This window comes from Bacteroides sp. 3_1_13 (assembly GCF_001185845.1).
GTDB classification, from domain to species: domain Bacteria; phylum Bacteroidota; class Bacteroidia; order Bacteroidales; family Bacteroidaceae; genus Bacteroides; species Bacteroides xylanisolvens.
On the sequence record NZ_KQ236955.1, the window covers coordinates 1436051 to 1450314 of the forward strand.

Here is a 14264-nt window from a genome sequence, read left to right on the forward strand (position 1 = left end):
ATTAATTAGGTATTAGTTAGTTCGTGGGCATATAATGCCACAAAGATAATTATAATTCGTTTGGTATGAACTAGAATTTGATGCTTGCGCTAAATTCTACGGTGAATGGGCGTAAATAATTTCCACTCATATAATTTCCGGCGTACTGGGCAGCTTCTTCTTTCGTAATCAGTTCCGAACCGTTGATGGTTCCGCTGGCTCCTTTCTGATTCAGGAAGTTGATGACTGTTGCACCTAGAGACAGATGTTTGTTTACGTTCCAGTTGATTCCTCCGAACGTTTCCCAGCGACCGTTGAAGTAGAGCGCTTCCTGAAGATTGGCGTACGTCTTGCCGAAATAGCGGAAACTAAGCCAGAGGCGTAAGTCTTTCGTGATGTTGTAGCTTGGGTCGAGTTCGACAAGTATCTGCGGGATCTCTTTTACGATCATTCCGTTGGCATTGACAGACATCTCCGAGCCATCGTTGAAAGTGACACTTGCGTTATAGTTCTTGTAAACAGGCTTCTGATACGTGAACAGGGCATGCAGATGGAAACCTTTGAACGGGTCGATCTCGGCAGAAGTGGTCCATCCCAGTGTTTTGATATTATAGATAAGCAAAACGGTCTTTCCTTCTTCCGTTCCCGGTTTCGTGAGGTTTTGCTGGTCGATGTTATTGGATTTAGAGATATAGGTCACCATAGAGGTGAGGTTGATCCAATGGTTCTTGTAGAACAGACCGCCACGGATTAACGGTATGGTGACCCGTTTGTATTGTTCTTCCGTAGGACCTGTTCCGGCGTATTCGTTGATACGGGGGAAGCGGGTGGCTACTGTTCCGTCGGCAGTCAGCCCGAATTGCCGGGTTACGTTGTAAGTGGCGCGGAGCGTGGCGGCGTAGTTCAGTTTGTCTTTTATCACTTTGGCAGGATGAACACTGCGCGGGGTGGTGATGATATTTCCTGTTTCTTTCTCTTTATGATAAGTGGTAAAGTCGCCGATGTGGAAGTTCGGGAAACGGGAAGCGGATATCTGGTCGGCACTCATCCGGTAATATTCGAGGCGTCCGCCATAATAGATGTTGAATTTGGGAGTTACCTGCCAGTTGTCTGTAAGGTAGAGGGCGAGTTTGTTTTCATATCCCATTGTATATTCGGGGCTAAGCTCGTTGTAGCCGTATGTCTGCACGTGTTGACCGGTCAGTGTGGGATCTAGGGAACTTGTTGCGGTGGAAGTGAGCAGTTGTGGATAGTTCTCTACGGTAGCCATCCATTGCAGAGAAGAGGAGTGGTAGTCAAGATGATAATACCATTCGTTCAATCCCAGGCGCAAATCATGGTTGCCGAAAGTCTTGTTTAGTTCGGAAGTAATCAGGAAGTTTTTCACTTTACCTACGTGCAACCAGGTGCGGCGGCCTTCTGCGAGTCCTTCATACGGATGGCCGTTGGATAATGTAAAACCAGCGTCGGCAGTTACTTCGCTGATGGTGCTTCCTCCGAAATCCACATAGTTGGCGCGTGGGGCATCCATATATTTCAGGTTGAATTTCCACAGCAGGTCGTTTTGGAAACGATAATCAGCAATCAGTGCTATTTCATTGGCACGGTTTTCCGAGCCGTCGCCTAAATTCCATGTTTTCATTTTCCCGTCTCTCACGTCCATGTATTCAAAAGAACCGTTTTGCGGGACATACGAATTCGTTCCCAGTTTGAAGCCGTCTATCTCTTTCACCGAGCCGTCGCCGACATAGATAAAAGGAGCGGCATTGGCATAACTGCCCGGATTCTCACTGCGGGAATGTTTGTAGAGCAGGGATATTTTGCCCCGTCCGTTGTTGAAGAGGCGGGTCAGGCCGGCATGATAGATCTCGGTGCGGTCTGTGTAGTTTGTGAATTTGAGGTCGAAGCTTCCCGGATCGAAGTTCTGATAGATGCTTGCGGTGTAGAGCCAATGGTCGTTGATGGCTCCTGAAACATTGAAATCGAAGTTCTGCATTCCGAAATGATTGGTCCGGTAGTTGAAGATACCTTGAAAATCCTTTTGTCCCAGTTTGCTGAAGGAGTTGACGGAGTAAGCGATGTTACCGGTGGTGATGGCCGACTCGGAAGGAGATAAAAGTCCTACTTCTCCCAGGCTGCTGTCGCTGCGCCAATGGGCGGCGAGCTTGTGAACGGCCGAGGAATAGACGGCGGGAAGCCCATTCTCATATACATTAACGTCCTCGCTGGGAAGCCCGATTTGAATTTCGCGGGGTTTGTTGGCGTCGGAAGCATTCAGCATCACATTGCGTTCGCCTTCTTCTGCTTCTTTTTTAGAAGGGTTGGCAGGTTCTTTTGAGAGATTGGCAGGGATTGTGTCCTGCTTCATTTCGGTTCGGTTCGTCTTTTTCTTTTGATCCTGAATGTTCGCTGCATTCCCGTTGGAGGGAATCAGTTGCAACAGGGTTGCTAGAGCAAGGCAACTAAAGGTTACTTTTTTCATTACTTGTATTCATTTTAAGATTTTGGAAGTTCACGTCGGTTGTGTCATTTTGACGAAGGCAAAGATAGGGGGAGGAGAAACAGGTGGCTATACTCTCTTTTGTCAAGATGTGCAAGAGATGTTTCAAATGTATGATAGCGCCCTTGTGGTGCGACATTTATTGCCATCCTTGCAACAAATGTTTCATCCTTCCTATGCATTTAGCGTAAAAAAAACTATATTTGTCGCTATCTAATATCTGTGTATGAAAAGGAATCTGCTGCTTTTTCTTCTTTCTGTTTGTTTCTTCCTTCCGGACTTTGCCGCGACGGGGCAGTATAACTTTATCCGTGTAGATGGTGGAAGCGGTCTTTCGAACAGTCATGTCAAGTCTATTATTCAAGATAGTTACGGTTTTATCTGGTTGGGTACCCGCAATGGACTTAACCGCTACGACGGAGTGTCGATGAAGCTTTATAATTGTTATGACGAGACTTTGCAACATGGCAATCAGGTCATATCCGCTCTTTTTGAAGATAATCATCGGCAGTTGTGGATAGGCACGGACGATGGTGTCTATATTCAAGACCTTGCCACCGGGAAGTTTTCTTTTTTTGATGCCCGTACAGAGAGCGGAGAACAAATCAGATACAACTGGATTGAGGATATACTGGCAGACCATTCGGGAAATATATGGGTGAATGCGCCCAATCAGGGAGTTTTCCGCTATCAGGTGGAGACGGGGAAGCTGTTCCGCTACATTCCTTGTCCCGGTAAAGATAAAAGTAAGGACTTTCCGCAATCCATCTGTGTGGATAAAGACGGTACGATTTGGGTCGGTACGTACGGAGCGGGAATCTACCGTTATAGCCCGGAACAGGATAAATTTGTGGCGTATGCCACAGAGGCGCTTAAAGGAGATTTCATATTTACTCTGTGTGATTATGGCGATGAACTGATTGTCGGTGTGCATGAAGAGGAATTGAAACGGTTCAATAAGAAGACAGGGGAGGTGAGCGTGTTCCCTGCGCCAGAAGTGCATCGAAAGATTATTCGTTACGCAGTTTGCTTTGGAGACGAATTATGGGTGGGAACTCAAAATGGTGTTTATGTGATTAATGAGAAACAGAATAGTGTGCAACATATCCCTGCCGATGCCGGAGGAAAGTATGGGCTTGGTGATGCTATCGTGGATAAGATTTATCGCGATCGTGAAGGAGGAACTTGGATCTGTACGCAATTTGGAGGAGCCAGTTATCTGCCTGTACGCTCACTCGACTTTTCTGTTTATCTTCCGGGGGCGCCCGGTACGGTCTGCGGACGTCGCATCAGTGAATTGGCGGAAGGAAAAGACGGGACAGTGTGGATTAGTACGCAGGATGGCGGGGTTTGTTATTGGAATCCAAAGGCGCAGACTTTCGTAAAAGTTCCCGAATCACCGGACCGTCAGAATGTATTGAGCTTGTTTGCTTCGGATGATTTAGTCGGGGCGGGTTACTTTAAAGGAGGTATTGATCTGATAATTCCGGGGACAGCCTCTTCCGCTTCTTCTTCCATTTCTTCTTCGACTTTTTCATCTTTGACTTCTTCTTCTACTACTGTATCTCCTGTTTCTGTTGCCTCCTCTGCCATTTCTACCACAAACATTTTTCGAGGGCAGGTTCATACATTCTATCCCGCACAACTCGGCATCAGTGAAGGTTCGGTGTTTGCCCTTTATCGTGACCGTGGGGGAGTCATCTGGCTGGGCGATGGTTGGAACATCTTCCGTTCGGCCGACAAAGGGCGGACTTTTGAGAAGATGGAACAATTCGGTTATGCTTATATGCGTGACATCCTCGAAGATAAATCCGGCAATATATGGGTCGCAACAATGGGTAATGGCATATTCCGGTATAATCCGCAGACGGATCAGATGGTCAAGTATCAATGTGTACCGGGAGACAGCACTTCTATCGGAACGAATGAAGTGACAGGCATTTCGGAGGATAGCAAAGGTCTTCTCTGGTTTTCTACGGATCGGGGAGGGTTATTGTGTTTTAACCCCGAAACGGGCAGGTTCCGGACATACACTAAAGCGAACGGTCTTCCGGACAACGTGACCTATAAAGTGGTGGAAGACGCACAACATCGCATCTGGTTCGGAACAGACCGTGGACTGGTTTGCCTTCATCCGGAAACAGACAGCCTGCAAATCTTTACCCGAAACGATGGGCTGCCTGATAATCAGTTTAATTATAAATCGGCTTTGGCTGCCTCTGATGGGACTATCTGGATGGGGACCATCAACGGACTTGTCTCTTTTAATCCGCAGATTGTCCGCCGGAACACATTTGTCCCTCCGGTCTACATCACCGGAATGTATGTACAAGGACGTGAAACTCCTTTCCCGGCAGATGGCGTGCAATTGCCTTACCGTTCTAATGTCGGCTTTGATTTCGTTGCTTTAAGTTATACATCGCCGGGCGCAAACCGTTATGCTTATAAAATGGAAGGTATAGACAACGACTGGAACTATACGTCTGCTGCACATACTGCGTCTTATGCCCAGCTTCCGCCGGGAGACTATCTGTTTCGTGTGCGTGGCAGTAATAATGATGGTGTCTGGAATCAGGAAGAAGCCACTTTGTCGGTACGTATTCTTCCACCCTGGTGGCGTACAGTGTGGGCGTACCTTATCTATATTATTGTTGTATCCGGTAGTTTTGTACTGACCCTTCGTGCTTATCGCCGCCGTGAAGTGCAGAAGATACGTGAACAGCAATTATTGGCGGAACTGGCGCGTGAGCGCGAATCCCACCGTACGCATGAGATGTTTATTAATCAGATCACTTACGGCGCCTGCACTCCGCAAGGGGATGCCATGTCACGGGCGGACGAGCAACTGATGTCTCAATTGATAGCCAAAGTGCGTGAGAATCTTTCCGATGCCAACTATAATGTGGAAGCATTAGCTGCTGCTATGAATATGTCCCGCTCCAGCCTTCACCGTAAAATTAAGGCATTGACCGACCTTTCTTCACTCGATTTTATCCGTATCATCCGGCTAAAACATGCTGCGGAATTGTTGCAGGAGGGAGAACTGCGCATCAATGAAATTTGTGACAGGGTAGGATTTCAGTCACCTTCTTACTTCGCCAAAGTATTTCAGAAACAATTTGGAGTCACTCCTACAGAGTTTGCCCAGCAGAATAAGCAGAGAATAACAGATAGTTAGTAGTTATTGACTATTATTCGTTGTCTCTTTGTTTGAATTTGAACTGAAATTAGTTCATTTCCGTACAGTTTTGATTCTTTTCACCACAGAGGACATGGAGGACACAGAGGTGAATTTGTTTTATGACTTACGGTTGTGACCCTAATTTTGATGCGTAATCCTCCTACTATAAAGTTGAAAAAACATGAAAACATCTGCCACCTGCAACGAAAAGCGTGTAATGCACTAGTTGATAAATAGTTGGAGCGTTGCAGATACCTGCGGCAGATAGGTTGCAGATACTTTATCTGCAACACAGTATAAACCTTACATAAGCTAATTCTCCATGAGTGCAAAAGTTTATTGTATACATTAACTTCCCGTTTCCAGGCGGGGAACTGTCGTTTCCGGCGTTAGAAATTACAGTTTCTACGGTAGGAAACGAGAGTTTCTAAGGCGGGACACTACAGTTTCTACGTAAGGATACTGTCGTTTCCCCGTAGAGATACCAAAATTTCTCCATAGAGTCACCCCAATTATCCCATAGCTTTGCATAAAGGAATCAAGGCTTTTTCTTTGATTATATAACGTGTTGCAGATACTTTATCTGCAACCTATCTGCCACAGGTATCTGCAACGCTACAACTACCTATCAACTAGTGCATTACACGCGTTTCGTTGCAGATGGCAGATGTTTTTATGTTTTTCAACTTTATAGTAGGAAAAACTTTCATTCATTTCCGTATCGTTTCTGGTTAAATGGGAATTTAATTCAGACAGAAGAACATAAGAACAAAAAATAGAATAGCCGTTCAATAAGCAACAGAAATAATTTTCAAAGCGCAGCTTTTATGTTCTTTTGTTCTTATGTCTAAAAATAACTACCATCTGCTCATTTGTCCAAAGAGACGTATAAAAAATAGAATGATTCAACTCTGTAAATTCTTTCTTTTTTACTTGCTTATTTCGATTGATTTCCATACTTTTAGCCTCCGTAATCCTTTAAAAATTGACCCTATGGACAACATTCTTTTCTGGCTCGTTCCAGTCGCTTCCGTGTTAGCCCTCTGCTTTGCTTATTACTTTCATAAGCAAATGATGAAAGAGAGTGAAGGTACACCCCAAATGATAAAAATAGCTGCTGCTGTACGCAAAGGAGCTATGTCTTATCTAAAGCAACAATACAAAATAGTAGGTTGGGTATTCTTGGGGCTGGTTATTTTGTTTTCAATTATGGCTTATGGCTTTCATGTACAGAATGCATGGGTTCCCATTGCTTTCCTTACAGGTGGATTCTTCTCCGGGCTTTCCGGATTTCTGGGGATGAAGACGGCGACATACGCGTCCGCTCGTACCGCTAATGCTGCCCGTACTTCTCTGAATGCAGGATTAAGAATTGCTTTCCGAAGTGGTGCCGTGATGGGACTGGTGGTCGTTGGCCTGGGACTGCTCGATATATCTTTTTGGTATCTGTTGCTAAATGCAGTGATTCCTGCTGATGCACTGACACCTACTCATAAACTCTGTGTAATCACTACCACCATGCTGACATTTGGTATGGGAGCTTCTACCCAGGCGCTCTTTGCCCGTGTAGGCGGTGGTATCTATACAAAGGCAGCCGATGTCGGAGCCGACTTGGTAGGCAAAGTAGAAGCCGGAATCCCGGAAGATGACCCTCGTAATCCTGCCACTATTGCCGATAATGTGGGTGATAATGTAGGCGACGTGGCTGGTATGGGAGCCGATTTATACGAATCTTACTGTGGCTCGATTCTGGCAACAGCCGCACTGGGTGCTGCTGCTTTTATCCATTCGGCAGATACAGTGATGCAATTCAAGGCAGTGATCGCCCCGATGCTGATTGCGGCTGTTGGTATTATCCTTTCTATTATAGGTATATTCGCTGTCCGTACCAAGGAGAATGCGACAATGAAGGACCTGCTCGGTTCGTTGGCTTTCGGTACGAATCTTAGTTCCGTATTAATTGTTGCTGCTACATTCCTTATTCTGTGGCTTCTGCAACTTGATAACTGGATTTGGATTTCTTGTGCCGTAGTAGTCGGACTATTGGTAGGTATTATCATCGGACGTTCTACAGAATATTATACTTCCCAATCCTATCGCCCTACCCAGAAACTAAGTGAAAGCGGTAAGACCGGACCCGCCACCGTAATTATCTCCGGTATCGGTTTAGGTATGCTTTCTACGGCTATTCCGGTAATTGCAGTCGTGATTGGTATCATTGCTTCTTATCTGTTGGCTTCCGCCGGCGATTTTGCCAATGTCGGTATGGGACTGTATGGAATCGGTATTGCGGCTGTCGGCATGCTTTCTACTTTAGGTATCACTCTGGCAACGGATGCTTACGGCCCGATTGCGGATAATGCAGGAGGTAACGCGGAAATGTCCGGCTTGGGTGCCGAAGTCCGCAAACGTACCGATGCGCTCGATTCATTGGGGAATACAACTGCTGCCACCGGAAAAGGTTTTGCAATCGGTTCCGCTGCATTGACAGGGTTGGCTTTGCTGGCTTCTTATATTGAAGAAATCCGAATCGGCCTTACACGGCTTGGTAATGTAGATCTGACCTTTGCGGATGGTAGCTCCATCAGTGTGGCGAATGCTACTTTTATCGACTTCATGGATTATTATGAAGTACATCTGATGAATCCGAAAGTTCTTTCGGGTATGTTCCTCGGTTCCATGATGGCTTTCCTGTTCTGTGGATTGACAATGAATGCCGTAGGACGTGCAGCAGGGCACATGGTAGATGAAGTACGTCGCCAATTCCGTGAAATAAAGGGTATTTTGACAGGAGAAGCGGAGCCGGATTACGAACGTTGTGTTGCAATATCAACAAAAGGTGCGCAACGTGAAATGGTTGTGCCTTCCTTAATCGCTATTATTGCCCCTATCCTTACAGGTCTTATTTTCGGTGTTCCCGGTGTGCTCGGTTTGCTGATTGGTGGCTTGAGCAGTGGCTTCGTACTGGCTATCTTTATGGCTAATGCCGGTGGTGCATGGGATAATGCAAAGAAATATGTAGAAGAAGGAAACTTTGGAGGAAAAGGCGGTGAAGTTCATAAAGCAACCGTAGTAGGAGATACCGTGGGCGATCCGTTTAAAGATACATCCGGGCCGAGCTTGAATATCTTAATAAAGCTAATGAGCATGGTAGCCATTGTAATGGCAGGGCTTACTGTTGCTTGGAGTTTATTCTAAAAAAAGTAGGAAAGAAGTAAGAAAAAGGAGGCAAAACAAGTCTCCTTTTTTAATTTGAATTACCTTTGTGTCAAAATAGAAGCGATAAATATGTTATTACCTTATTTAAACGAGAATTTGATTGAAGCCGGATGTGATGAGGCCGGTCGTGGATGTTTGGCGGGAGCAGTATACGCTGCTGCGGTTATTCTTCCGAAAGATTTTAAGAATGAACTGTTGAATGATTCCAAGCAACTGTCGGAAAAGCAACGTTATGCACTACGTGAGGTAATAGAGAAGGAAGCGATAGCCTGGGCGGTTGGCGTCGTGTCACCGGAAGAAATTGATGAAATAAATATCCTGCGGGCTTCTTTCTTAGCTATGCACCGTGCAGTGGACCAACTGACTACCCGCCCACAGCATTTACTAATCGACGGAAACCGTTTCACTAAATATCCCGACATCCCCCATACCACGGTAGTGAAAGGCGACGGGAAATATCTTTCAATAGCTGCGGCTTCTATTTTAGCCAAAACATACAGAGATGATTATATGAACCGTCTCCACGAAGAGTTTCCTTATTATGACTGGGATCACAATAAAGGCTACCCAACTAAAAAACATCGCGCCGCCATTGCCGAACGTGGAACCACTCCTTACCATCGAATGACGTTCAATCTATTAGGAGATGGACAGCTAACTTTGAACTTCTAAAGTCACTTTGTTTCATTTTGCACAAACATTCTACATTTTTTTGCAAAATAAGCACGATTTTGTTACGGATAACCCTAAAATTGTTCTGTTTAGGCTGAAAAAGTGTTGCCTAGTGCTTTTATTTGTTATTGAAATACTATATCTTTGCAAACAATAATAAGAATTAAAAAGTTTAAAATCATGGCAACGAACAAACTATTGTGGTCTTCTAAAATCATTGGGGTATTTTTTATGATGTTGGTTTGCACTCTTTCTGCAAATGCACAGTTTTTACGTACTTCTTATTTCATGGAAGGTACCCATTATCGTCAACAACTAAATCCGGCTTTAACACCGACGAAAGGTTATTTCAACCTTCCGGTAATTGGTGCAGTTAATGCAACTGTTGGTTCTACTTCATTAGGTTATCAGGATATCATCGATATTATTGATGATGGTGACGATTTCTATACTAAACCAGATTTTATGAATCGTCTGAAAGATAATAATAAGTTGAATGTGAACTTCAGTACGGAAATTCTTTCTGCAGGATGGTATAAAGGTAAAAACTTCTGGTCATTCAATATCGGTCTGCGTACAGATATCGGTGCTAACTTGACAAAATCTATGTTTACCTTCTTGAATGAGATGGATGGAATAGAAGATAATTGGAGAAATAGTAACTATGATATTAGCAATCAACAACTGAATATAAATGCTTACGCTGAAGTTGGCTTAGGACTTTCACGTCAAATCAATAGTCGTTTGACGGTGGGTGCTAGAGTGAAAGCTTTGCTGGGTATTGGTAATATGGATTTGAAACTTAATAATGTGGCAATGAACGCTAGTTTGCCTAGTGATGCCCGTATTAGTCAATTACAGGATCCTGCATATTTATCAGGTTTGGGTGTTGACGATATAACGAAGTTAAGAAGTGAAATTGAGAGCTACCATGCTAATCTGGCAGTAGATGCTCATTTGGAAAGTTCTTTCAAGGGATTGAATTTGAAAAAGGAAGATGGACAAGACTATATTAGTGATTTCGAATTTGAAAGTAAAGATATGGGAATCGCAGGTTACGGTTTTGGTATTGACTTGGGAGCATCTTATAAGATTATGGATAATCTGACTGTATCTGCTTCTATTTTGGACTTGGGATTTATATCATGGTCGAAAAGTAGCACTCAAATAGCTAATGCTAAAGCAGCAGGTATTGATATGAAGGGAAGTGACTATACATCAGGTATTGATCCTAATGATATCCCTGGAAGTATTACTGCTATTGAAAATAACATAAAGAATTTGCAGACGGATGCCAATGGATATATGGAACGTGTTAGTGGCGGTGATGTACTTGACTACGACATGTTACAACTTAGGACGGAAGAAGCAAGCAAGTCTCGCAAGTCTCGTCTGGCTTCTACATTAGTATTAGGTGCAGAATACGGATTTTTCAATAACAAACTGGCTGTTGGCGCATTGTCTACAACTCGTTTTGTGCAACCCGATGCACTTACTGAATTAACATTCTCTGCAAACTACCGTCCGAAAAGTTGGTTCAATGTAGCACTTAGTTATTCAGTTATCCAGTCAGCCGGTAAATCTTTCGGTTTGGGTCTGAAATTAGGTCCTGTGTTTGTCGGAACTGACTACATGTTCTTAGGAAAGAACTCTAACTCTGTTAATGGATTCGTTGGGGTATCTATTCCGTTGGGTGGAAGAAAAGCAAATAAAGAAGGATAAAATATTTTAATTTCTCTCTCTAAACATTCTCTTTTAATTAATTCTCTATAGAATAAAAAACGTATAATTACAGCTTACCGTCATAAAGAATCCTTATAAAGGATCATAGATGGTAAGCTGTTTTTTTATGTTCCTCCTTTTAGAACCATTTAATCTTCCGGAATATCACAAACGCAAGCGTTGACAATCCGATGGAAAAGAGCACGATCAAAGAGAAGGCAAAGGGCACTTCTTCCAGGTGAATATCCACATTCATGCCATAGAAACTGGCAATCAATGTCGGAAGCATCAGGACGATGGAGAGGCTTGTCATACGTTTCATGATCGTATTCACATTATTGGAGATAATAGACGCAAAAGCATCCATTGTCCCTGTGAGGATATCACTGTAAATATTCACCGTATTGAGCGCCTGTTTCAGCTCGATAATTACATCTTCCACTAATTCAGTGTCCAGATAATCCGTATCCTGAAAAATAGTCCTTAACTTACCGATCATCACTTCATTTCCACGGATGGAAGTGTTGAAGTAGACAAGTGTTTTCTGCAGTCTCATCAGACGAAGCAGGTCCTCGTTACGGATGCTTCGTTCCAGTTCCTTTTCTGCGGCACTGATGTCTATGTTTATCTGCTTTAGATATTTCAGGAACCACACAGCAGAAGAATAGATTAACCGGAAAATCAGATCTAGCTTGTTGCGTACAACGATCCCTTTTCGACGGGTATGCTCTATGAAATCCGGTAACAAATCCGTGTTGTGATAACAGACGGACACAATAATCTCGTTATTGGTAATAATTCCAATCGGTACAGTGTCGAAAGGCAGACTGCCATTCTGTTTGTTCACTACCGGGATACGAAGAATTGTCAACAACCAGTTGCCTTCCGTATCCGTACGCGGACGTTCGTCCGTGTCGGCTATATCGTTCAGAAATGATTCGGGTACGTTGAGAGTTTGAGTTAGAAATTCAAAGTCGTCATTGTTTGGGCATACTACATTTACCCAGCTGTTGGGAAGCCATTGTGCTTTTTCCACAAAGCCAGCCTCACAATAAAGATACGTTCTCATCTTATTGCCTCCTTTCGTTTGTTTGACACGAGCAGAGGCATCAGTCTTCAATGGCTCTGTTCGCTTTAATTAATACTAGTTGTGCACGTTCGCGGGTTTGAATCGTCCATATTTCTATGATTTTAATTTAAAAGCGATGCAAAGGTACGGAAAAATGAAGTAAGTTCCGCCTTTTGTATCCTGTTTTTCGATAAACAGGTTGAAAGTTGTTTTACAAAGTAAGAAAAAGCCCCATAGCCTGATACACTTCTGCCCTGTAACTTAACATAGATTAAACGTTTACGTAACCATCTTTTTTGTACCTTTGCGCCCGAAAATCAGTGTGATAATTTAAATATTAAAATATTATGAGTAAGAAAGCCCTTTTAATGATCCTCGATGGTTGGGGATTAGGTGACCAAAAGAAAGACGACGTAATCTTCAACACTCCCACTCCTTATTGGGATTATCTGATGAGTACTTATCCTCACTCTCAACTTCAGGCAAGCGGTGAAAACGTAGGTTTGCCCGACGGACAGATGGGTAACTCGGAAGTAGGTCACTTGAATATCGGTGCCGGACGCGTGGTTTATCAGGACTTGGTGAAAATCAATCGTGCATGTGCGGACAATAGCATCATGAAAAATCCTGAAATCGTTTCTGCTTTCTCTTATGCAAAAGAAAACGGAAAGAATATTCACTTTATGGGGCTGACTTCTAACGGTGGTGTACACAGCTCACTCGTTCATCTCTTCAAACTTTGCGATATCGCAAAAGAATATAACATCAACAATACATTTATCCACTGCTTCATGGATGGCCGTGATACTGACCCGAAGAGTGGTAAAGGCTTTATCGAAGAACTTTCTGCACACTGCGAGAAATCAGCAGGAAAGATTGCTTCTATCATCGGCCGTTATTATGCAATGGACCGTGACAAGCGTTGGGAACGTGTAAAAGAAGCATACGACCTGCTCGTAAACGGTGTAGGCAAGAAAGCTACTGATATGGTTCAGGCAATGCAGGAATCTTACGACGAAGGCGTGACAGACGAATTCATCAAACCGATTGTAAACGCTAACTGTGACGGAACAATCAAAGAGGGTGATGTAGTGATCTTCTTCAACTACCGTAACGACCGTGCCAAAGAGTTGACTGTCGTACTGACTCAACAAGATATGCCGGAAGCTGGCATGCATACCATCCCGGGGCTGCAATATTACTGTATGACTCCGTATGATGCATCTTTCAAAGGTGTTCATATCTTGTTCGACAAAGAAAACGTATCCAACACATTGGGCGAATATCTTGCTTCCAAAGGCTTGAGCCAACTTCATATCGCTGAAACAGAAAAGTATGCTCACGTAACATTCTTCTTCAACGGTGGACGTGAAACTCCGTTCGATAAAGAAGAACGTATCCTTGTTCCTTCTCCAAAAGTTGCTACTTATGACTTGAAGCCGGAAATGAGTGCTTTTGAAGTAAAAGATAAACTGGTGGCTGCTATCAACGAGAACAAATATGATTTCATTGTAGTGAATTTTGCTAATGGTGACATGGTTGGCCATACCGGTATTTACGAAGCAATCGAGAAAGCGGTTGTTGCTGTAGACGCTTGTGTGAAAGATGTAATCGAAGCCGTTAAAGCACAAGATTACGAAGCAATTATCATTGCCGATCATGGTAATGCTGACCATGCTTTGAACGAAGACGGTACTCCGAACACTGCTCACTCTTTGAACCCTGTTCCTTGTGTTTACGTGACAGAGAACAAGGCTGCGAAAGTAGAAGATGGTCGTTTGGCAGATGTTGCTCCAACTATTCTGAAGATTATGGGGCTGGCTGCTCCGGCTGAAATGGACGGAAACGTTTTGATTAAGTAATTTAGATTTCTATAATTGGGAGGGCGGAGTTCTACTCCGCCCTTTTTGTCTCACATAAGG

Annotated in this window: 7 protein-coding genes; 5 read left to right on the forward strand and 2 right to left on the reverse strand. The window is 43.7% G+C overall.

Features of this window, described 5'->3' with window-relative positions:
• Positions 1-70 precede the first annotated feature (70 nt).
• Entirely contained in the window at positions 71-2461 is a 2391-nt protein-coding gene (locus tag HMPREF9009_RS05235; protein WP_049701632.1) for a TonB-dependent receptor, read from the reverse strand.
• 244 nt (positions 2462-2705) lie between these two features.
• Between HMPREF9009_RS05235 and HMPREF9009_RS05240 the strand changes: the two genes are divergently transcribed.
• The 4 genes from HMPREF9009_RS05240 (at position 2706) to HMPREF9009_RS05255 (ending at position 11273) form a co-directional block, all read left to right on the forward strand.
• The gene (locus HMPREF9009_RS05240; RefSeq protein ID WP_049701633.1) at positions 2706-5657 is read left to right on the forward strand and encodes a two-component regulator propeller domain-containing protein; all 2952 of its coding nucleotides are present in this window, start codon (positions 2706-2708) and stop codon (positions 5655-5657) included.
• Between the two features lie 996 nt (positions 5658-6653).
• On the forward strand, positions 6654-8858 hold the full coding sequence (locus HMPREF9009_RS05245) for a sodium-translocating pyrophosphatase (RefSeq protein WP_032812021.1): 2205 nt from the start codon (positions 6654-6656) through the stop codon (positions 8856-8858).
• Positions 8859-8948: 90 nt separating this feature from the next.
• The gene (locus HMPREF9009_RS05250) at positions 8949-9551 is read left to right on the forward strand and encodes a ribonuclease HII (RefSeq protein ID WP_008024096.1); all 603 of its coding nucleotides are present in this window, start codon (positions 8949-8951) and stop codon (positions 9549-9551) included.
• Between the two features lie 180 nt (positions 9552-9731).
• Positions 9732-11273, forward strand: a complete 1542-nt coding sequence (locus HMPREF9009_RS05255) for a DUF5723 family protein (protein WP_049701634.1) — start codon at positions 9732-9734, stop codon at positions 11271-11273.
• A gap of 139 nt (positions 11274-11412) precedes the next feature.
• Here the strand turns inward: HMPREF9009_RS05255 and HMPREF9009_RS05260 are convergent, their stop codons facing one another.
• Complete coding sequence (locus HMPREF9009_RS05260) at positions 11413-12342, reverse strand: magnesium transporter CorA family protein (protein WP_008770430.1); 930 nt, start codon at positions 12340-12342, stop codon at positions 11413-11415.
• Between the two features lie 347 nt (positions 12343-12689).
• On the opposite strand from HMPREF9009_RS05260, the gene gpmI reads away from it, so the two are divergent.
• Positions 12690-14204 carry a 2,3-bisphosphoglycerate-independent phosphoglycerate mutase gene (gene gpmI / locus HMPREF9009_RS05265; protein WP_049701635.1) on the forward strand — a complete coding sequence of 505 codons (1515 nt, stop codon included), beginning with the start codon at positions 12690-12692 and terminating at the stop codon, positions 14202-14204.
• The last annotated feature ends 60 nt before the right edge of the window (positions 14205-14264 follow it).